Below are 20,450 nucleotides of genomic sequence, written 5' to 3' on the forward strand. Positions count from 1 at the left end.
GTGACGCCGCGTTTTGGTTGCCTGAAACAAGAGGAACGGTAGGTAATCGATCAAGACCCATACGCTTAGCGGCGCTTGTCCGTGATTCCAAGCCCGTCGACGTATTCTGATCCTCTAGACGTTCGAGAGTTGTCATGCCCTATCGCGCCCCAATCTCAGACTATCAGTTTCTGCTGGACCACGTGGTCGGGTTTGACCAGATCGCTGCGACCGAAAAGTTTGCCGAGGCCAGCGTCGATGTCGTGACCGCAATCCTGACCGAAGCAGGTAAGATGTGTGAAGAGGTCATGGCCCCGTTGCAGCGCTCTGGTGATCTGGATCCCGCACGACTTGAAAATGGGGTAGTCAAAAGCCCCGAGGGATTTGCAGCAGGCTGGAAGGCGATAGCCGACGGGGGCTGGATCGGCATGAGCGGTGATCCCGAATACGGTGGAATGGGCCTGCCGATAACGATCGCAACAGCCGTGAACGAGATGATGAGCGCAGCGTGCCTGTCCTTGCAGGTCGCTCCGTTGATGAGCCAGGGCCAGATTGAGGCGCTGGAACATCACGCCAGTGACGAGCTTAAGGCCCTTTATTTGCCCAAGATGATGTCGGGCGCGTGGTCGGGAACAATGAACCTGACCGAACCACAAGCCGGTTCGGATGTGGGCGCATTGACCTCCAAAGCTGAGCCGAACGGTGATGGGACATATGCGATCACAGGGCAAAAGATTTACATCTCGTGGGGTGACAACGACTTTGCCGAGAATGTCTGCCATCTGGTGCTGGCCCGTTTGCCGGATGGTGTGCCTGGTACAAAAGGAATATCCCTGTTCCTGGTGCCAAAATACCTGCCGGATGCTAATGGGAACCCTGGCGTGGCCAATGACCTGCATGTGGTATCTCTGGAACACAAAATGGGCCTTCACGGCTCACCCACCTGCGTGATGCAGTACGACGGAGCCAAAGGCTGGCTTGTCGGGCAAGAGCATGGTGGCATGGCCGCAATGTTCACCATGATGAACAACGCCCGTCTGGGCGTGGGCGGGCAGGGCGTTGGTGCAGCGGAAGGCGCTTATCAACATGCGCTGGCCTATGCGCAGGAACGCAAGCAAGGCAAAACGCCGTCGGGCGCGATTATCGATCATGCGGATGTGCGCCGCATGCTGATGGACATGCGGGCTGATGTTTTCGCAGCGCGTGCCATTTTGATGGCTAATGCTGCCGCGATAGACATGGCCGAGGCCACCGGAGACGCAGACTGGGCTGCGCGCGCGGCCCTGTTGACGCCGATTGGCAAAGCGTTTGGAACGCAAACAGGCATACGCGTGGCCGAAACCGGTGTTCAGGTGCATGGCGGTATGGGGTATATCGAAGAAACCGGGGCCGCGCAGTTCTATCGCGATGTCCGGGTGACTGCGATTTACGAAGGTACAAACGGAATTCAGGCGATGGATCTTGTCGCACGTAAGATGATGGATGGGGGCGAGGCCGCGTCAAATCTTCTCGACGAGATTGAGGATCAGGCTGAGCGCGCCCGCGCCACTGTACCGGATCTCGCCGGCCCGGTCTGGGAGGCCACTGAAACACTGCGCGAGGCGACCGAATGGCTGGTGGCGCAGGACAACATGAATGACCGCTTTGCGGGTGCAGCGGCGTATTTGCAGGCATTTGCCCGTGTGCTGGGTGGGCATTACCACCTGACCGCAGCTCTGGCCGACCCTGATGGACCACGGGCCAAGTTGGCGCGATACTATATCAACGCCTTGCTTCCCGAGCATTCTGGTCTTTTGGCCCGTGCTCAGGGTGGGGCGGATGATCTTTTTGCGCTGAGCGTGGACGAGTTGGCAGCCTGATGGACGGGGATCGCGTATTGGGAATCAGATATCCGTGGGACGAACCGCCCGCGACAGGCCAAGCCATCCAGATTGCCGACGGGGTTCTTTGGATGCGCCTGCCGCTGCCAATGGCCCTGGATCACGTCAACATCTATGCTCTGGACGATGGTGATGGCTGGACGGTAATCGACACCGGTCTGTCCTCGAACAAGACACGGCGCATCTGGCAGACCCTGATGGATGGCCCTTTGGCGGGCAAACCGATAAAACGCGTGGTTGTCACGCATCATCACCCCGATCACGTGGGCAATGCCGGGTGGTTTCAGTCGGAACACGGGGCTGAGCTGGTGACCAGCAGAACCTCATGGTTGTTTGCACGGATGCTGACGCTGGATGTGCAAGAGACATGGCCGCAAGAGACGCTTGATTTCTATCGCAGTTCTGGCATGGCGTCCGAGATTCTGAATGCGCGGATGCAGGATCGTCCGTTCAATTTTGCCGACACGGTCTATCCCATGCCCTTGGGCTTTACCCGGATACAGCAGGGCGATGTGATCCGCATGGGCGGGCGCGATTGGGATGTGCATATGGGCAACGGCCACGCCCCGGAACATGCCACGTTCTGGAGCCGCGACGACAATCTGGTGCTCAGCGGTGATCAGATCCTCAGCTCGATCAGCCCTAATTTAGGCGTTTATGCAACCGAACCCATGGCCGATCCGGTCTCGGCCTGGATGGAGGCGTGCGAGCGACTTCAGACGCTGGCCCGGCCGGATCATCTGGTTCTGGGCGGGCACAAATTGCCCTTTACCGGGCTGCCTTTGCGCATGAAACAGCTGATCGACAACCACCAAAGCGCGTTGGAGCGTTTGCTGGACCATCTGGACGAACCCAAAGCCGCCGCCGACTGTTTTCTGCCGCTGTTCAAACGTACAATCCGCGAAGGCGAATATGGGCTGGCGCTGGTCGAGGCGGTTGCACATATGAATCATCTCTACCACATTGACGCTGTGACCCGAACGCAGCGCGCGGACGGGGCTTGGCTGTATCAGCGCAAAGGGTAGAAAAGAATGCAGGACCAGATTGAAACCTCGGCCGAGGCTGCCGAAGCCGCCGCCTTGCCGCGCTGCCACGAGGTTCATGCCGATCCAAAAGCCGAGTCCGGTACCAAAACCCTTCCTGAGCCTCTGAACAAGCCGGTGGAAAACAAAAGCCCCGCGCAATGGGCTTATGAACGACTGATCATGTATATCCAGAACTTTGAAAAAACACTGGATGGTGATCACGAGGTCGCAATGGGCTTTACCGGTGGGGATGCCGGTGTGATGCGGATCGAAGGTATGGGATATTTCGACCCCGACATGATCACATTCTATGGATCTGACGGGGCAGGGGCCCGCACGCAATTGGTGCAGCATGTCAGCCAGTTGAACGTGATGCTGCGGGCATTGCCCAAATCGGTCGAAGACAAGCCCGCCAACCGCATCGGATTCCGTCTGGCTGCTGATCTGGAAGACAGCTGACTTGCAATTCACGCTTGCGCGCCTTTGAATGAGTGCATCATTTCGGAGGCCGCCGCGTGAGCAGATTTTTTCAAGCCGTTTCACATGCCTATGCCGGGTCCTGGGCCCGGCGTATGGTCTTTGTCCCGATCTATGTTGCTGTGCGTTTGCTGCTGGTGGCGCTGATCGCGCCGGGTGTCGCGGTGGCGGTCAACCTGGCGGTTTCTTTGTCGGATCAGACGGCGCTGACGGATCAGGACATTGCAATGTTCCTGCTGTCTCCGGCCGGGTTCATTGCTGGTATCGCCGTGCTAAGCCTGTTTTTGCTGGCTGAGGTTTTTGTGTTCTCTGTCATGGCCGGGTCTTTGCGCATGGGCGAAAGCGACCCTTGGCGCGCGGGCAGCGCAGCGCTGGCGCTGAACCTGTCCCGTTTTCCGGCGCTGTTTGGGTTTGCGGTGCGGTTTATTCTGCGTGTTCTGCTGCTTGCGCTGCCATTTGTGGCCGTCGCGGGGCTGATCGCGTGGTGGACGCTGACGGAATATGACATCAACTACTACCTGACCTTCCACCCCCCTGCCTTTCAGGTGGCAGTTGTCCTGATCGGATTGGTCGTTCTGGCGCTGGCGTGGGTATTGATCCGACGTCTATCCGGTTGGGCACTGGCCCTGCATCTGGTTCTGTTTGAAGGTGCGTCGCCCCGTGCGGCTTTCTTGCAAAGCGAGCAGAGGATGGAAGGCCAGCGTGGGCGATTGAAGATCGAACTTGCTCTGTGGCTGGCGACACGGCTTGTCATTGCGGCTTTGATCGCAGGGGTGGCCAGTCTTTTGTTTGCGCTGGTTCCGATACAAGAAGGTGGCAGCCTCAGGCTTGCGCTGATTTTTAGTCTGATCATCGCAGCGCTTTGGTCTTTGGCGGGGTTGGTTCTGGCGGCGACTGCACTGGGCGCACTTGCGGTTTTGCTGGATGGTTTTTTTGATGCAGATGCCAAGGATATTGCCCACCCCGAACCCCGAAAAATCCGCGCGCCTGTGTTTGTGACAGTTGCAGCGGCTTTGGCCGCGCTGGGTATTGGCGTTTGGTTCGGCCAGGGCCTGTTGGAACGTGTGCAGGCGCCGGATCATGCCGACGTCATTGGCCACCGGGGCGCTGCGGCCATACGGCCTGAAAACACCATGGCTGCGGTGTTGAAGGCGATTGAGGATGGCGCGGATTGGGTCGAGATTGACGTTCAGGAAACGGCCGATGATGTGGTGATCGTGGCCCATGACAGTGACTTCATGAAGCTGGCTGGCGTCAACCTGAAGGTCTGGGACGCCACCATGGAGGATGTGGCCGACATCGACATTGGCAGTTGGTTCGGGCCGGAATATGCCTCGGAGCGCACGCCGACCCTGCGCGAGGTACTGGAAGCAGCCAAGGGTAAGTCCAAGGTGCTGATCGAACTGAAATACTACGGTCACGATGTCGATCTCGAAAACCGGGTGATCAATCTGGTGGAAGAGCTTGGGATGCAGGATGATATTGCGACCATGTCGCTGAAATATCCGGCAGTGCAAAAGATGAAGAAATTGCGACCGGACTGGCGGACTGGCGTTTTGGCGGCCACCGCCGTTGGGGATCTTTCTGGGTTGGAAGGCGAATTTGTGGCGGTCAATGCGGGGATGGTGACTCCGGGTTTGATCCGCAAGGTCCAGGACGCGGGTAAAGATATCTACGTCTGGACGGTGAACGACCCGTTGCAGATGTCCAAAATGGCCTCGATGGGTGTGGACGGGCTGATCACCGACCGCCCTGCCATGGCCAACGAAGTTTTGCGCGTGCGCGCCGAAATGGGGCCGGGCGAGCGGCTGTTGCTATGGCTTGCCACAACGTTTGGATTGCAGGTCGATACTGAGGCAATGCGCGATGAAAGCCCTTGAACTGACGCTGATTCTGTTGCTTTCACCACTGGCTGCGTCTGCTCAGGATTTCATGCGCAGTTTTGAGATGCCGTCGCACCGTGCGCTGGTGGATCAAAGCATGGACGCGGAATTGACTGCGTTCGAAACGGATGGCTGTTCGGGCGGTTTGTCGGCCAGTTGGCGCTGGGTGGCCAAGCAGTTTCCACAAGTTGGTGAGTTGTATGAAGAGCACCCACCGTGGGAATATTGTTGCGTAGCCCATGACCAAGCCTATCACAACGCAGGCGGTGCGCTGTCGGCAGAGGAAAGCTATGACGCGCGCCTGACAGCGGATGATGCTCTGCACGCCTGTGTCGTGGAGCACGGAAAGCGTTATGCGGAAGACTATGCCGCCCGTTACGACATGACTTCTGACCAGATTCGCACCGTACACGCGATTACCGCAGACACGATGTACGGAGCCGTGCGGTTCGGTGGCGGGCCGTGCAGTGGTTTGCCCTGGCGGTGGGGGTTTGGGTATCCGGGGTGCTCGGTTCTAAAGTAAGCACACCCTGCGCGCGAATGACGTGGTGACAGGCGTTTGGTTTTCTATTATCCAACAGATCAAACACGCGAACTGGGATTCTGAGACTCATGGCTGAACACAAGCACGGCGAGATGGACATCACTGTCCAAACCAAAACTTTCAACGGTTTCATCAAAGCCACAACATGGTGCGTGGTCGCGATTGCCTTCCTGTGCCTGTTCCTGGCGGTTTTCGCCTCGTAAGCGTTTCGGGGGCAACGTTGTTCAGGGTTTTGATCGCCTGCCTGTTGGCAGCAACAGTCGCTGGCTGCGCTGTTTCGAACCGTCCGCAGGCGGATCGGGCTGAAATTGTTGCTCGATCCTATAGTGACCCTGGGCAGTCCACTCTGACGCTGTACACAATGATCAACACGCGCAGCGGGTCCGGTGCGCATACGTCGTTGATGATTTCGGGCAGCGAGCGCGTGATCTTTGACCCGGCCGGTTCATTCCGGGCCGATATCGTGCCGGTGAAGGACGATGTCCTGTATGGCATTACCCCAGCGGTCGAGCAGGCCTATCGCAGCTCGCACGCGCGGGAAACGCATTATGCCCGTATCCAGACCGTTCAAGTCACACCGCAGCAAGCTGAAATCGCCCTGCAGCTGGCAAAACAATCCGGCCCTGTCGCCGGGGCATTCTGTGCCAACGCCACTGCGCAGTTGCTTAAGCAGGTGCCGGGGTTCGAGCAGATCGATGTGACCTTCTACCCGATCAAATTGTCCGAGCAATTTGCACAGCTGCCGGGTGTTGTAACCGAAGAATACCGCGAAAGTGACGATGCCGACCTTCAAAAAGGTCTGGCCGCCAATAACGCGCGCCTCAATCAGCTGGACGCGGCGCTATCCCAATAGGTACAGCAATCCATACAGAGTGGCGGCCCCTGAAAAGATCGCCGCCAATACGTTCTTGCTGATCAGACCCACAATCAGTGCCACGGCTGCCGCCGACATACGGGGGATGTCCGGTTGTCCGCCGGTTGCAGAGGGCCACACCACCAAAGGCGCAATCAGTGCGGGCAGGATCGCAACAGCCGTATAGCGCAGATGCCGCAGCAGCCAGGGCGGCATAGGGCGATCGCCAACAAGCCCGATAAAGGTAAATCGCAGCGCATAGCTGCCCACCGCCAGGCCCACAATGATGATCCACATGGTGGTTGGGTCGATCTGGGTCATGACGACCTCCGTTCCAGCATGAGTTCGGCCTGTGCACCGGCCATCATCCCCGCCGCACCGGCAATCAGCAGGCCCAGATTGTACGGCACACCCACTGTCAGCAGCGCGACGACTATGGCGACCAACGCCGCGATCACATGTGCCAAGGTGCGCATCATCGGCCCGACCATAGCCAGAAAAGTAATCGGCAGAGCAAAATCCAGCGCCCAGCTTTCCGGGATTTGCGCCCCAAGGACAGCGCCGATGATGGTCGCCAAGATCCAAAGCGGCGTGATCGGCGTAACCGAGCCAAAAAAATACGCCATGCGCTGTGGGATCGTCAGGTCAGGTTCTTTCTCGAACCGCACGATCGAACAAGCATAAGACTGATCGACGATCAAATAGGCGGCACAGGCGCGCTGCCACAGAGGGGCCGCACCCAGATAGGGCGTAAGAGATGCGGAATACATCGCGACCCTCAGGTTCACAGCCAGCGCCGAGATCAATACGATTATCGTTGGCGTCTGATCCTGCAAAAGTTGCAGCGCCGTGAACTGGGCGGCTCCGGCGAACACGGTCGCCGAAAAGGCGATGGTTTGAACAATATCCAACCCGGCTTCGGTCGCGAAAACGCCGAACAACAGACCAAAGGGGACGGCGACAAAGACAAAGGGCGTTCCGTCCCGAAAACCTTTCCAGAAGTATGACTTGGATGTGGCAGCGGCCATGGCTAAATCCTATGGTAATGCGAGCAGCAGTAACTGTCTTGAGAAGGGGTTGCAATTGGCCACGGAATTCGACCTGTCGGACTATCTTATCGCGCCTGATCCGAGGGCAACTCGCCTGACCCGGGCGGTTGAGGGTGTGGACCAGAACGGCGAGGTCAGCCAGATCTCGGTGGTCGAAGAACGCCCGTTGACGATCTTCCTTAATTCTCAGGAAATCGTGACGGCGATGACGATTGGTGACTATCCCGAATATCTGGCGCTGGGCTTCCTGCGCAATCAGGGGATGCTGCTTGCGGATGATCAGATTACCCGTGTGGAGTATGACGATGATCTTGAGACCGTAATTGTCCGCACGGCGCGCGAGACATCATACGAAGACAAGCTGAAGAAAAAGACCCGCACCAGCGGATGTGCCGTTGGAACGGTGTTCGGTGACATGATGGAGGGGCTTGAGGACGTGCAACTGCCGCAGGTTCAGGTGCGGACCTCTTGGCTGTACGATCTGGCCTCTAAAATCAATCGCACCCCGTCGCTGTATCTTGAGGCGGGGGCAATCCATGGCACGGTCCTGTGTAAGGAAAACCGCCCGCTGGTCTATATGGAGGATGTGGGCCGCCACAACGCCGTCGACAAGATCGCAGGTTGGATGCTGTCCGAAGGCGAGGGTGCAGCGGACAAGATCCTTTACACCACAGGTCGCCTGACATCCGAGATGGTCATTAAAACGGCGATGATGGGTATCCCGGTTCTGGCGTCGCGCTCAGGCTTTACCGCCTGGGGCGTCGAAATCGCGCGCGAGGTTGGGCTGACCCTAATCGGCCGGATGCGCGGGCAACGCTTTGTCTGCCTGTCGGGCGAGGATCGCCTGCTGCGCGACGTGGATCCGTCAACCGTTGCGGTCGAAGACAAGAAACATCGTCGGAAGAGTGCCAATGGGTGACGTGATGAAAAAAACCCTCGGCATTATACTCGCAGGTGGGCAGGCAACCCGAATGGGTGGTGGCGACAAGGGCTTGTTGCAGATCGATGGGCAAAGCCTGTTGTCCCATGTGATCGAACGCCTGTCGCCACAGGTCAGTGGGCTGGCGCTGAATGCCAATGGTGATCCTGCGCGGTTTTCCGACCTGAACCTGCCTGTGCTTCCTGACACAATCGAAGGGTTCGCGGGGCCTTTGGCCGGGGTGCTGGCCGGGCTCGATTGGGCGGCAGAACAAGGGGCAGACAGCATTGTGACCGCCGCTGCAGACACACCATTCTTCCCGCGCGATTTAGTGGTGCGATTGCAAGATGCGGCAGAGGGTCAGGTGCACCCTCTGGTTCTGGCCACAACCCCGCGCACCGGCGACGAGGCGCTGAAATCCGGCGGCGGCAGACGGGTCAACCGGCATCCGACATTCGGCCTCTGGCCCGTCGCGCTGCGCGATGATCTGCGGGCGGCGCTGACGGACGGGTTGCGCAAGGTGGTGTTATGGACAGACAAACATGATGGGCGTGAGGCGTTGTTCGATGCCGATCCGTTTGATCCGTTCTTCAACGTCAACACGCCCGAAGATCTGGATCACGCCCGGACATTGTTGGAGCAGGCATGAGGGTCTTTGGCGTCACCGGCTGGAAGAATGCTGGCAAAACCGGACTGATGGAACGGCTGGTGGCCGAGATCGCAGGCCGGGGCTTTACGGTTTCGACTGTCAAACATGCGCATCACAGTGTCGATGTGGATCAACCCGGCACCGACAGTCACCGCCACCGCGTCGCAGGGGCCAGCGAGGTACTACTTGCCTCAGGTCAGCGCATTGCCGTGATGCAAGAGCTGCGCGGCGCGCCCGAGCCGCCATTGGCTGATCTGCTTGCACGGCTTGCCCCGGTCGATCTGGTGCTAATCGAAGGTTTCAAGCGCGAAGGCCACCCCAAGATCGAAGCTTTCCGTGCTGAGGCGGGCCATGCGCTGATGGCCCCAAAGAACACGACCATTCTGGCAGTGGCCAGCGACACTCCGCTAGATCTGGACCGCCCGGTTTTCGACTTGAACGACACTGCCGGGATTGCGGACTTCATCCTGAAAGAGGTCGGTTTGTGAGCCTGTTCCAGACCTTTGCCATGGTGGATTGGTCTGGCGGAAACGATACCGGACCGACCCCGCGCAAAGACGCAATTTGGGCCTGTACTGTGCGCGAAGGGCAGGTTTTGCAGCCCGAATACCTGCGCAACAGGGTGGTTGCAGAAGAATGGCTTGAGGCTCTGATCCGTGCCGAGCTTGAGGCCGGTCGCCGCCTGTTTTTGGGATTCGATTTCCCGTTTGGCTATCCAACGGGGTTTGCCCGGGCGGTGACGGGTTCGGACGACCCCCTGGTTTTGTGGGACTGGTTCGAGCGGCATATTGAGGATACGCCCAAGGCGAATAACCGATTTGATCTGGCAGGCCGGATCAACCTGAAGTTTGGCGGAAAAGGCCCGTTCTGGATGAACGGATTGCGACGAGACATCGACGGTCTGCCGCGCAGGAAAACGGACTATTCCAACCCTTTCCCGGACCGCCGCATTGTTGAAACCTTGGCAAAAGGCAGCTTCACCTGCTGGCAAATGGCAGGCGCGGGGGCAGTCGGCGGGCAGGTAATGATGGGGCTGCCGGTTCTGAACCGCCTCCGCCACCGGTTTGCGGGAAAGATCGCGATCTGGCCATTTGAAGCGCTGGATAGGCCAGTTGCTTTTGTGGAAGTCTGGCCCTCGCTCAATTTAGGCAAACCTCCGCAGGGAAGGATCAAGGATGCCTGGCAGGTCGAACAGGTCGCCTTGACTCTGTCGCGTTTGACAGAGCAGGAGTTGGATGCGCAATTGAATGTCTCAGCGGCAGAGGAAGGTTGGATATTGGGTGTAGCTCAGGACAAGCCGAACATAGCCCCACCCCCTTTGCGAAACGATTGTTTCGCGTTGCCTGCCGGGGTGGAGTGGACACCTGTGGACGAGGCGTTGGCCTATCTTCGCGACAGATTGCATCCGATCACGTCAGTGGAAACGCTTGCGCTGACCAAGGCAAGTGGCCGCATTCTGGCCGAAGATGTGATCGCCCGACGCTCCAATCCGCCCCAGCCCAACACGGCTGTGGACGGGTTTGGGTTTGCGGGCCCCGCACCGGATGGCACGCAGGTCATGCCGCTGATGGATGGGCGCGCGGCGGCGGGAATCCCGTTTGACGGCCATGTGCCCGAAGGTTGGGCTTTGCGTGTCCTGACGGGCGCTGCACTGCCTGATGGTGTGGATACGGTCATTCTGGAAGAGGATGTCACGGTCAAAGACGGCCATATTGCCTTCCGAGGCCCGTTGAAAAAAGGCGCGAACACGCGGCGCGCGGGTGAAGATGTGGTGGCAGGTGATATGGCTTTGCCCGCCGGGCGCCGGTTGACTCCTGCCGATCTTGCGTTGCTGTCTGCGGTGGGTATCGCGCAGGTGAATGTGCGTCAGCCGCTGCGTGTGGCTGTGGTCTCGACAGGGGATGAGTTGATCGAACCCGGAGATAGCGCGGTTCCGGGACAGATTTTCGATGCCAACCGCCCGATGCTGCTTTCGTTGATCGAACGCATGGGATTTGTGCCCGTTGATGTGGGGCGTGTCGCGGATGATCGGAATGCTCTGCGGGGCCGTTTGGATCAAGCCGCGGGGCAGGCTGATGTGATCCTGACCAGCGGAGGCGCGTCAGCAGGTGACGAAGATCATGTGTCGGCACTGTTGCAAGAGGCGGGGGCGATGCAGCACTGGCGGATCGCCTTGAAGCCGGGGCGTCCGTTGGCTTTGGGTTTGTGGTCAGGCGTGCCGGTGTTTGGCCTGCCGGGCAACCCGGTGGCTGCCATGGTCTGCACGCTGATCTTTGCGCGCCCCGCGCTGAGCTTGATGTCGGGCGAAGGCTGGACGGAACCGCAAGGGTTTGACGTTCCTGCTGCATTTGAAAAACGCAAAAAACCGGGCCGTCGTGAATACTTGCGCGCCCGTATGCGGGATGGGCGCGTCGAAGTGTTTCACTCGGAAGGCTCGGGCCGGATCAGTGGCCTCAGCTGGGCCGAAGGGCTGGTCGAAATCGAGGATGGCGCGCGGCACATCAAACCGGGCGATACCGTGCGTTTCATACCGTATGGGAGCTTTGGTGTTTGACCATCGCGATTTCTGCAGGTTTTGCTGATCACGAACGCGCTCAGGCCGCGGCGCTGTTCTGGCAGGCGTTCTCGGCCAAGCTGCACAAGGTCATGGGGCCAGATGAAAAAGGTTTGGCCTTTTTTGAAATCGCTTTGAACCCGAATTTCGCGCTCGTCGCGCGAGATGACACAGGCTGTATGTTGGGGTTGGCGGGGTTCAAAACGCGCGACGGCGGTTCGGCCGGAGGCAGCATGTCTGATCTTGCAGGCATCTATGGCTGGTTCGGGGCCGTATGGCGCGCCTGCATATTAAGCCTGCTGGAACGTGACTTGAAACCGGAAGTCTTTCAGATGGACGGCATATTTGTCGCTGCTGAAGCCCGAGGCAGAGGCGTGGGTACGGCCCTTTTGAATGCCATTAAACAAGAGGCCCGCGATCGGAACATGTCAGAGGTTCAACTGGATGTAATCGATACCAACCCGCGTGCCCGGGCCTTATACGAGCGCGAAGGGTTCCGGCCGGTAGCTGAGGAAAAAACCGGACCGCTCAAATACCTTTTCGGCTTTAGCAGCGCGACCAAGATGTCTTGGCCTGTGGCACATTCCTAGTCGAAGGTTCCAGCCACGCGACCCAGCAACATAAAGGCACGTGCTGTGCGGGTTTCGCCCAGCGCGCTCAGTTCCGCATCGCTTGCGGTGGGTTCAAACTCGGCCATCATCTTGTCAAAACGACGCAGGAAATGATGGGCCGCGTCGCGAAAAATCGGGTCCTGTTTCATGCGTGCCGCTGTCAGCGCCAATGAGGACCTGTCGCGGACACCTCCTAACGCGGCCACAGCGCGTCCGCGTGTGCCTTGGGCGAATTGACGCCAGATTTCAGGCCGGGCCATATCGGGCCGCAGGTCATCCATATAGATGCCTTCCTGGCTGAGCAGCGTCAGAACGTCCTGCGAGGCTTGCACAAGCTGCGCTGTCTTGCGGTCTTTCAGCGCGACACGCAATGCGTTGAAGCCTTCGGTGTCATCCTGCGTTTCCGGAAAGTTCAGGGCACGGATGAAAATGGCTGTGCTGAGCGGCGGCGCGATGTCTTCCGCAGGTGTTCCCAGTTCGAGCGAGGTTTGGTCGCCCGGAGCGGAAGCTTGCGTCGCACTGGCAGTCGGGGCGGTGCGTTTGGTCGAAAACGTCGCAAGTGCATTTTCGGTATTCCGGGTGGCCGCAGCGATCTCGTCCAGCTTTTTGGTCACCGCGGGTTCATAGGTGCTGGAGGCGCGTTGCTGCTGCGCCACATAAGCCTGCCGGATCGCATCAATCGCCGTTTGCAGCCGCGCGCTTTCTTCGCGCATGACCCGGCCGGCACGCATTGCTGTGGCCGCGACCCAGATCATGGCCACGGGCATAAACACCGCCAGGAAGGTGACGATGAACCCACCGTTTTGACCCCGCTCGGGAAGCACCAGAAAAACAACCGACACCACCAGCCAGATCAGGCTGAGCACAAGGGCCGCGATCTCAATCTCGGTGACAGACGGCGCCTTTGGGCGATCATAGATGCCCAGCGAGGTCGGTTTTTCAGTTTCCGGGTCAGGTTTGGGCCCCGACATTACATGCGCTCCGGTCAGGCGTACTCGATACTCAGAATTTCGTAAGAACGCACGCCGCCGGGGGTGCGCACTTCGACGCTGTCGCCTTCGTCTTTGCCGATCAGGGCGCGGGCGATGGGAGATTTGATGTTCAGCAGGCCGGCTTCAATATTGGCTTCGTACTCGCCAACGATCTGCCAGGTTTTCTCTTCATCAGTATCTTCATCGACCAGGGTCACCTTTGCACCGAACTTAACCGCCCCAGAGAGCTTTGCCGGATCAATGACATCGGCCAGCGACAGAATGCCTTCCAGTTCTTTGATACGACCTTCGATGAAACCCTGCTTTTCGCGGGCCGAGTGATACTCGGCATTTTCCTTCAGGTCGCCCAGTTCGCGTGCCGAGGCAATCGCTTCGATGATCGCCGGGCGTTCAACGGATTTGAGGTTTTTCAGCTCAGCCGCAAGCGCGGCATTGCCCGCAGGCGTCATTGGGATCTTTTCCATACTCTCTACGTCCACGCATAAATTGAGTCGCCCCGCCGCACAGAAGCGTCGGGGCGAAAATTGGGTTGGCAATTACCTGACCCAAATACTGCGTGAATTGCAAGAGGAGACAGCAGGTGCAGCGATCAATTCGCAACTTCGCGCCGTCTTGTGGATTTTGGCTGCGGTCTGTGGCGATGATCAGGGTGCCGAGACCTGCGCCATCGCTGCGAAGGGGTGCAGAGCCAAACCATTTCAATCATATTGCACAACCTCGAATTCGATGCCGTTGTCGTCGCGGAAATAGAACCTGCGCCCCGGTTCGTAGTCTGCATGGTTGTGAGGCTCGAACCCTGCCTTTCGCACCTTTGCTTCGGTCGCATTAATATCTTCAACAAGAACACCGACATGGTTGAGCCCGCCTATGACGTCATAGCTGCTTTCCCCCGACGGTTTTGGGTCATCAGGTTTATAAAGCGCCAGATAAGTGTGCGCGGATCCGACATGAACGGTGTACCCGCCTGCGATTGCGGGGCCTTCCCAGCGGGTTTTCCAGTCAAAGACCTGCTCCATCCATGCGGCTGAAGCCTGCGGGTCGCGGACAGTGAAGTTGGTATGTTCAAGTGTCGCCATCATGGGATCTCCTGTTTTTTAGGCTTGTCCCGACCCAAACTAATTTCTAAACCTAACTTTAGGTCAAGGTAATTTTTTTTGAGGATGTGATGGCTGTATCAGAAGGGCTGGCAATCGGCGCATTGGCCCGGCGCACCGGGTTGGCGGTATCGGCTATCCGTTATTATGAGGCGCAGGGTTTGATCTCGCCCTGGCGCAACTCGGGCGGGCAGCGGCGCTATCAGCGGGCAGATATCCGGCGGTTGAGCTTTGTGATGATTGCGCAGCAGTTCGGTTTGACCCTGCCGGAAATCCGCGCGGTGTTGTCGGGCCTGCCTGGAAACCGCACCCCAACGCCGCAGGATTGGAAGGCCATAAGCGTTCAGCTTCGTGCCCATCTGGATCAGCGAATCGATACGCTGACGCGGTTGCGCGACAATCTGGATGGGTGCATCGGATGCGGGTGTCTCAGCCTGCCGAAATGTGCGCTTTACAACCCCGATGACCGGGTAAAATCGAATGGTAGCGGTCCCAGATATCTGATGGGGGACACACCAGAAGCTTGAAGTGTCGAATAGCGGCATTGTTACGCCGTGTTTCGATTGACCAAGGTCTTTGCAACCATGTAATCAGCCGTGAAACAAAATTGCGCCGACCGCATGTAGAAAGCGCCAATTCGGAAAGTTAGCTAAGGAGCCCGCGATGGCCGAGATTGAACGCGAAGCGATGGAATACGACGTGGTGATCGTGGGTGCAGGCCCTGCGGGCCTGTCGGCGGCCATCCGTCTGAAACAGCTGGATGCCGACCTGAACGTTGTTGTTCTGGAAAAAGGCTCGGAAGTTGGCGCGCATATCCTGTCGGGTGCGGTGCTTGACCCCTGTGGTCTGGACGCGCTGATCCCGGATTGGAAAGAAAAGGGCGCTCCGCTGAATGTGCCTGTGCATGAAGACAACTTCTACATGCTGGGCGAAGCCGGCAAGCTGCGTATCCCCAACTTCCCGATGCCGCCGCTGATGAACAACCACGGCAACTATATCGTGTCGATGGGCAATGTCTGCCGCTGGATGGCCGAACAAGCTGAAGAACTGGGTGTCGAAATCTTCCCGGGTATGGCGTGTTCGGAACTGGTCTATGGCGAAAACGGCGAAGTCAAAGGCGTTGTTGCTGGTGTCTTTGGTCTGGAAGCCGATGGCTCCTATGGTCCCAACACCGAGCCGGGCATGGAACTGCATGGGAAATATGTCTTCCTGTCGGAAGGTGTGCGCGGCTCGCTGTCCAAGGAAGTTATTGCCAAATATGTCCTGCAAGCCGGTAAGGAAGTGCAGAAATACGGCGTTGGCATGAAAGAGATCTGGGAGATCGACCCGGCCAAGCACAAAGAAGGTTCGGTCACGCACACGATGGGCTGGCCGCTGGGTAACAACGCGGGTGGCGGGTCGTTCATCTATCACCTTGAAAACAATCAGGTCTATGTCGGTTTCGTGGTTCACCTGAACTACAAAAACCCGCACCTGTATCCCTACATGGAATTCCAGCGCTTCAAGCACCATCCGATGGTGGCCGACCTGCTGAAAGGCGGCAAGCGTGTGGCCTATGGCGCGCGTGCAATCACCGAAGGCGGCTATCAGTCGATGCCGAAACTGGTGGCACCGGGTGTGGCGCTGCTGGGCTGCTCGGCGGGCATGGTCAACGTGCCGCGCATCAAGGGCAACCACAACGCGATGCTGTCGGGTAAAGCCGCGGCAGAGGCCGCGTTCGACGCCATCAAGGCCGAGCGTTCGGGCGATGAACTGACCGCATACGAGACCGAAGTGCGCGATGGCCCCATTGGCAGCGATTTGAAGAAGGTTCGGAACGTCAAGCCGATCTGGTCGAAATGGGGTCTGACCGCATCGCTGATGCTGGGCGGTCTGGACATGTGGACCAACACGCTGGGCTTCTCGCTGTTCGGGACGGTTGGACACGGCAAGAACGATGCAGACTCAACCGAAGATGCAAGCAAGCACCAGCCCATCGATTACCCCAAACCAGATGGCGTGCTGTCGTTTGATCGCTTGACCAACGTGTCCTTCGCCGCGACCAATCACGAGGAAACCCAGCCTTGCCACTTGCGTCTGGCCGACCCCGAAGTGCCGGTGAAGGTCAACCTGCCCAAGTTTGACGAACCAGCGCAGCGCTATTGCCCGGCTGGCGTCTATGAGGTGGTCGAGGATGAGACAACCGGTCCGCGATTCGTCATCAACTTCCAGAACTGCGTGCACTGCAAAACCTGCGACATCAAGGATCCAAGCCAAAACATCACTTGGACCACGCCGCAGGGTGGGGACGGTCCGAACTATCCCAACATGTAAGCAAAAAACTGGGCACTGGCAGGGTCGTGAAGGCTCTGCCATTGCCTCTTGCCAGCCAAAGCCCTAGCTTGTTTGTCAGTCAACGATAGCAAGGCAGGATTTCGGTGGTTTCCCTGGTTCGTCGCGCGGCTCTGTCCGTGCTGCTCATGTCGTCGGTCGCAGTTCCGGCGTTCTCAGACTCGGGCGCAGGGTCGTATCTGGCCGGGCGGCAGGCAATTTACGAAAGTGATTATACCGCCGCCGAGCGGTACTATGCACAGGCTCTGAAATTCGATTCTCAAAACCCGTTGCTCTTGGAAAGCGTTGTGGTGGCACGTCTAGCGCTGGGCGAGATTGAGCGCGCCTTACCTGTTGCCGAGCAGATCGAAGAAGCGAACCTGCCCAGTCAGGCCGCGCGCATGGCGATTGCGGCCAATTTGGTTGCAGATGGCAAGTATGACGTCCTATTGACGCGCAATCCGGAAACTCAGGGTGTCGGACCGCTGGTGGACGGGTTGATGGTCGCCTGGGCCCATTTGGGCCAGGGTGAAATGACCAAGGCGATGCAGCAGTTCGATACTGTAGCCACGCAAGACGGCCTGAAAGAGTTTGCGTTGTATCACAAGGCCATGGCATTGGCCTCGATCGGCGATTTTGAAGGGGCCGAGGCCATCTTTGCAGACAATGACGGTGCGGTGGCGCGTTTCACGCGTCGGGCGGCTTTGGCGCGAACCGAAGTGCTGTCACAGCTGGATCAGAATGAAGACGCCATTCAGTTCCTCGAAGACGTCTTTGTTGCTGGTAGCGACCCGACCATAGAGACCTACACCAGCCAGCTGGAAGCGGGTGAAACACTCCCCTTCACCCATGTCCGCTCGGCACGGGATGGCATGGCCGAGATTTTCTTTACCGTTGGTGCTGCGCTGAATACCGAAGCGTCGCCGGACTACGTTCTTCTATATACACGATTGGCCAGTTTTTTACGCCCTGATCACGTAGATGCCACTCTGCTGAGCGCCGACCTTCTGGATCAACTGGAGCAATATGATCTGGCGGTTACAGCCTATCGTATGGTCCCCGCTGACAGCAACGACCATCACGCGGCTGAACTGGGTCGGGCCGAGGTTCTGGACCGTTCGGGTAAAACCGATGCCGCCGTTGAGGTGTTGCAAAACCTTGCAGCGCAAGACCCAGACCTTCCGGGTGTTCACGTGGCATTGGCCGATCTGCAGCGACGTCAGGAAAACTATCAGGCGGCAGTAACGTCTTATGACACAGCAATCGGGCTGACGGACAACGCAGCAGGCGGCAACTGGTTTCTTCACTATGCCCGTGGCATCAGCCATGAGCGGCTGAAACAATGGGATCAGGCCGAAGCTGACTTCCGGCGGGCGCTTGAACTGAACCCGGACCAGCCGCAAGTCTTGAACTATCTGGGCTATTCGCTTGTCGAGCGTAAAGAGAAACTGGACGAAGCGCTGGACATGATCCAACGCGCCGTGGCGGCCCGCCCGGACAGTGGCTACATCGTCGATAGCCTTGGCTGGGTCCTGTTCCGTCTAGGTCGCTATGACGAAGCGGTTGAGCAGATGGAACGCGCCGTGGAGCTGATGCCTGTCGATCCGGTGGTGAACGACCATCTTGGCGATGTTTACTGGGCCGTAGGCCGTGCGCGCGAGGCTGAATTCCAGTGGAAACGGGCGCTGTCCTTCATTGATCCCGAAGATACGGATGGTGAAGCCGACCCAGAGCGCATTCGCCGCAAGATCGAAGTTGGGCTGGACGCCGTTTTGGCCGAAGAAGGCGCAGAGCCTTTGAAGGTCGCTAATGGAAATTAAGGCGTTTGCGCCCGCCAAAATCAATCTGACCCTGCATGTGACCGGCCGTCGGGCAGACGGCTATCACCTGTTGGATTCATTGGTGGTTTTTGCTGATTTGGGCGATCAACTGACGTTCAAACCCGGCCCCGCGTTGTCCATGGATGTGCGCGGCGAGTTTGCTGATGGGGTGCCTGCGGACAACCGCAATCTGGTGTGGAAGGCGGCCGAAGGCGTGGGTTGGACCGGGCATATCGATCTTAGCAAATCCTTGCCTCACGGAGCGGGAATTGGGGGCGGCTCGTCAGATGCTGCAGCCACGCTTGGGGCTTTGGCTGGGCAAGGCTATGATACCCCACCGGATCTGCCCTTGTCGCTGGGGGCAGATGTGCCTGTTTGTAAGGAAGGCCGAGCGATCAGATTGCAAGGCATTGGTGATCAACTGGTTGCCGTAAACCTTCCGCAGTTGCCCGCGTTGTTGGTCAATCCGAATGTGCATGTGCCAACGGGGGCCGTGTTCAACGCACTGGCGAGCAGAGACAACCCGCCGATGCCTGAGAACATCCCCGAGTTTCAAAACGTCAACGACTGCGCCTTGTGGCTAAGCGATCAGCGTAACGACTTGGAACTGCCCGCCATGGGCGCTGCGCGCGAGATTGAACAGGTTCTGGACGAGCTTCAAACAACCAATCGCGCTCTTATCGCGCGTATGTCGGGGTCGGGATCAACCTGCTTTGCGTTGTATCCGACGATGAAAGACGCGCATTTTGCTGCTTATGAGGTTGGCGCAGCCCATCCCGGCTGGTGGTGCCGCGCCACACAGCTCAATTGAGGCGCGAGACCACGTAGTCCGCCAGCTCACGCAGCAGGCTGCGAATTTCGTGATCCGGCAACACATCCAGCGATGCCTTGGCCTTGTTCGCCCAACCCAAGGCGTCTTGCCGGGTTTCTTCCAGCGTGGCGTATTTGCCCATCAAACGCAGCGCATGATCCAGGTCCCCGTCCTGCTGACGCCCCTTTTCAATCGTCCGTTCCCAGAAAACACGCTCGTCCGGCGTGGCCTGGGCCACGGCTTTGATCACGGGAAGGGTCAGCTTACGCTCGCGGAAGTCGTCGCCCACGTTCTTTCCGGTTGCCTTGCTGTCGCCCTGATAGTCCAGCAGGTCGTCCGCGATCTGGAAGGCGATTCCCAGTGCGTCACCATAGTCGAACAAGGCTTTGACCTGTTCTTCAGACGCGCCAGCGATCACGCCACCCACCTCGGTTGCGGCGGAAAACAGGGCGGCTGTCTTGCCGCGAACAACCTGCAGATAGACGCTCTCATCCGTGCGCAGATCGGTCGCAGCTGTCATCTGCAGCACTTCGCCTTCGGCAATCGTGGCCGAGGCGTTGGCCAGAATGTCCAGAACGCGTAGCGAGCCGGTTTCGACCATCAGCTGGAAGCTGCGTGAAAACAGGTAATCGCCGACCAGTACGCTGGATTTGTTGTCCCACAGCAAGTTTGCAGTTGGACGACCGCGCCGTTGGGCGCTTTCGTCTACCACATCGTCATGCAACAGCGTCGCAGTGTGGATAAATTCGACCGTGGCCGCAAGCCGCACGTGGTGATCACCGGTGTACCCAAACAGGCGCGCCGCCGCCAATGTCAGCATTGGACGCAGTCGCTTTCCGCCCGCTTCCACAAGATGTTGCGTCACCTCCGGGATTCGCGGCGCATGGTCCGACGCCATCCGCGTGCGGATCAGGCCGTTCACGGCCTCCATCTCGCCCGCCAATAGTTCGGCGAGGCGCTCATGCGGTTTTGAAATCATGTCGACGGTCATCACACTCCT

General features: G+C 58.6%; 22 protein-coding genes. 16 read left to right on the top strand and 6 right to left on the bottom strand.

The annotated features are described in order from the left end of the window. Positions 1-134 precede the first annotated feature (134 nt). The 7 genes from AC2FNU_RS01730 (at position 135) to AC2FNU_RS01760 (ending at position 6,641) form a co-directional block, all read left to right on the top strand. The gene (locus AC2FNU_RS01730) at positions 135-1,838 is read left to right on the top strand and encodes an acyl-CoA dehydrogenase (protein ID WP_496784423.1); all 1,704 of its coding nucleotides are present in this window, start codon (positions 135-137) and stop codon (positions 1,836-1,838) included. Next, complete coding sequence (locus tag AC2FNU_RS01735; RefSeq protein ID WP_496784424.1) at positions 1,838-2,884, top strand: MBL fold metallo-hydrolase; 1,047 nt, start codon at positions 1,838-1,840, stop codon at positions 2,882-2,884. Before AC2FNU_RS01730 ends, AC2FNU_RS01735 begins: the two co-directional genes overlap by 1 nt. A gap of 6 nt (positions 2,885-2,890) precedes the next feature. Then, entirely contained in the window at positions 2,891-3,343 is a 453-nt protein-coding gene (locus AC2FNU_RS01740) for a DUF6173 family protein (RefSeq protein ID WP_171093764.1), read from the top strand. 56 nt (positions 3,344-3,399) lie between these two features. Continuing rightward, complete coding sequence (locus tag AC2FNU_RS01745; protein ID WP_496784425.1) at positions 3,400-5,241, top strand: glycerophosphodiester phosphodiesterase family protein; 1,842 nt, start codon at positions 3,400-3,402, stop codon at positions 5,239-5,241. After that, positions 5,228-5,767: a hypothetical protein gene (locus tag AC2FNU_RS01750; protein WP_496784426.1), complete on the top strand. Its 540-nt coding sequence runs from the start codon at positions 5,228-5,230 to the stop codon at positions 5,765-5,767. The genes AC2FNU_RS01745 and AC2FNU_RS01750 overlap by 14 nt, the downstream gene beginning before the upstream one ends. Positions 5,768-5,856: 89 nt before the next feature. Beyond that, a complete protein-coding gene (locus AC2FNU_RS01755; protein WP_050604020.1) occupies positions 5,857-5,991 on the top strand; it encodes an aa3-type cytochrome c oxidase subunit IV in 135 nt (44 codons plus the stop codon). A gap of 17 nt (positions 5,992-6,008) precedes the next feature. Beyond that, complete coding sequence (locus AC2FNU_RS01760; protein ID WP_496784427.1) at positions 6,009-6,641, top strand: hypothetical protein; 633 nt, start codon at positions 6,009-6,011, stop codon at positions 6,639-6,641. Here the strand turns inward: AC2FNU_RS01760 and AC2FNU_RS01765 are convergent. Further along, positions 6,630-6,962 (bottom strand): AzlD domain-containing protein, encoded by a 333-nt coding sequence (locus tag AC2FNU_RS01765; protein WP_496784428.1) that lies wholly within the window; start codon positions 6,960-6,962, stop codon positions 6,630-6,632. The two genes, AC2FNU_RS01760 and AC2FNU_RS01765, sit on opposite strands and share 12 nt — an antisense overlap. Then, a complete protein-coding gene (locus AC2FNU_RS01770; protein ID WP_496784429.1) occupies positions 6,959-7,669 on the bottom strand; it encodes an AzlC family ABC transporter permease in 711 nt (236 codons plus the stop codon). The genes AC2FNU_RS01765 and AC2FNU_RS01770 overlap by 4 nt, the downstream gene beginning before the upstream one ends. Between AC2FNU_RS01770 and AC2FNU_RS01775 the strand changes: the two genes are divergently transcribed. From AC2FNU_RS01775 to AC2FNU_RS01795, 5 genes are read left to right on the top strand one after another with little or no spacing between them, the layout of a single operon-like run. Then, the gene (locus tag AC2FNU_RS01775) at positions 7,668-8,609 is read left to right on the top strand and encodes a formate dehydrogenase accessory sulfurtransferase FdhD (protein ID WP_496784430.1); all 942 of its coding nucleotides are present in this window, start codon (positions 7,668-7,670) and stop codon (positions 8,607-8,609) included. The genes AC2FNU_RS01770 and AC2FNU_RS01775 overlap by 2 nt on opposite strands. Before the next feature lie 4 nt (positions 8,610-8,613). Next, positions 8,614-9,258 carry a molybdenum cofactor guanylyltransferase MobA gene (gene mobA / locus AC2FNU_RS01780; protein ID WP_496784431.1) on the top strand — a complete coding sequence of 215 codons (645 nt, stop codon included), beginning with the start codon at positions 8,614-8,616 and terminating at the stop codon, positions 9,256-9,258. After that, positions 9,255-9,746 carry a molybdopterin-guanine dinucleotide biosynthesis protein B gene (gene mobB / locus AC2FNU_RS01785; protein WP_496784432.1) on the top strand — a complete coding sequence of 164 codons (492 nt, stop codon included), beginning with the start codon at positions 9,255-9,257 and terminating at the stop codon, positions 9,744-9,746. Before mobA ends, mobB begins: the two co-directional genes overlap by 4 nt. A 20-nt stretch (positions 9,747-9,766) precedes the next feature. Then, on the top strand, positions 9,767-11,812 hold the full coding sequence (locus AC2FNU_RS01790; protein ID WP_496784465.1) for a molybdopterin-binding protein: 2,046 nt from the start codon (positions 9,767-9,769) through the stop codon (positions 11,810-11,812). After that, positions 11,809-12,402 carry a GNAT family N-acetyltransferase gene (locus AC2FNU_RS01795; protein WP_496784433.1) on the top strand — a complete coding sequence of 198 codons (594 nt, stop codon included), beginning with the start codon at positions 11,809-11,811 and terminating at the stop codon, positions 12,400-12,402. Before AC2FNU_RS01790 ends, AC2FNU_RS01795 begins: the two co-directional genes overlap by 4 nt. On the opposite strand, the gene AC2FNU_RS01800 is transcribed toward AC2FNU_RS01795, so the two are convergent. The 3 genes from AC2FNU_RS01800 to AC2FNU_RS01810 all read right to left on the bottom strand — a co-directional run bounded on the left by AC2FNU_RS01800 (position 12,399) and on the right by AC2FNU_RS01810 (position 14,494). Beyond that, positions 12,399-13,394, bottom strand: a complete 996-nt coding sequence (locus AC2FNU_RS01800) for a hypothetical protein (RefSeq protein WP_496784434.1) — start codon at positions 13,392-13,394, stop codon at positions 12,399-12,401. The genes AC2FNU_RS01795 and AC2FNU_RS01800 overlap by 4 nt on opposite strands. A gap of 14 nt (positions 13,395-13,408) precedes the next feature. Then, positions 13,409-13,879 carry a transcription elongation factor GreA gene (greA, locus tag AC2FNU_RS01805; protein WP_171669074.1) on the bottom strand — a complete coding sequence of 157 codons (471 nt, stop codon included), beginning with the start codon at positions 13,877-13,879 and terminating at the stop codon, positions 13,409-13,411. A gap of 234 nt (positions 13,880-14,113) precedes the next feature. Beyond that, a complete protein-coding gene (locus tag AC2FNU_RS01810; RefSeq protein ID WP_496784435.1) occupies positions 14,114-14,494 on the bottom strand; it encodes a VOC family protein in 381 nt (126 codons plus the stop codon). An 86-nt stretch (positions 14,495-14,580) separates the two neighbouring features. Here AC2FNU_RS01810 and soxR point away from each other — a divergent pair, with 86 nt between their 5' ends. The 4 genes from soxR (at position 14,581) to AC2FNU_RS01830 (ending at position 19,450) form a co-directional block, all read left to right on the top strand. Next, on the top strand, positions 14,581-15,036 hold the full coding sequence (soxR, locus tag AC2FNU_RS01815; protein WP_496784436.1) for a redox-sensitive transcriptional activator SoxR: 456 nt from the start codon (positions 14,581-14,583) through the stop codon (positions 15,034-15,036). Positions 15,037-15,172: 136 nt separating this feature from the next. Beyond that, the gene (locus AC2FNU_RS01820) at positions 15,173-16,822 is read left to right on the top strand and encodes an electron transfer flavoprotein-ubiquinone oxidoreductase (RefSeq protein WP_496784437.1); all 1,650 of its coding nucleotides are present in this window, start codon (positions 15,173-15,175) and stop codon (positions 16,820-16,822) included. Positions 16,823-16,968: 146 nt separating this feature from the next. Beyond that, positions 16,969-18,639, top strand: a complete 1,671-nt coding sequence (locus tag AC2FNU_RS01825) for a tetratricopeptide repeat protein (RefSeq protein WP_496784466.1) — start codon at positions 16,969-16,971, stop codon at positions 18,637-18,639. After that, positions 18,629-19,450, top strand: coding sequence for a 4-(cytidine 5'-diphospho)-2-C-methyl-D-erythritol kinase (locus tag AC2FNU_RS01830; protein WP_496784438.1), 822 nt, complete (start codon positions 18,629-18,631; stop codon positions 19,448-19,450). Before AC2FNU_RS01825 ends, AC2FNU_RS01830 begins: the two co-directional genes overlap by 11 nt. Here the strand turns inward: AC2FNU_RS01830 and AC2FNU_RS01835 are convergent. Further along, complete coding sequence (locus AC2FNU_RS01835; protein WP_496784439.1) at positions 19,443-20,441, bottom strand: polyprenyl synthetase family protein; 999 nt, start codon at positions 20,439-20,441, stop codon at positions 19,443-19,445. The two genes, AC2FNU_RS01830 and AC2FNU_RS01835, sit on opposite strands and share 8 nt — an antisense overlap. Between the last annotated feature and the right edge of the window lie 9 nt (positions 20,442-20,450).

Source organism: Ruegeria sp. BHSB064 (assembly GCF_059613205.1).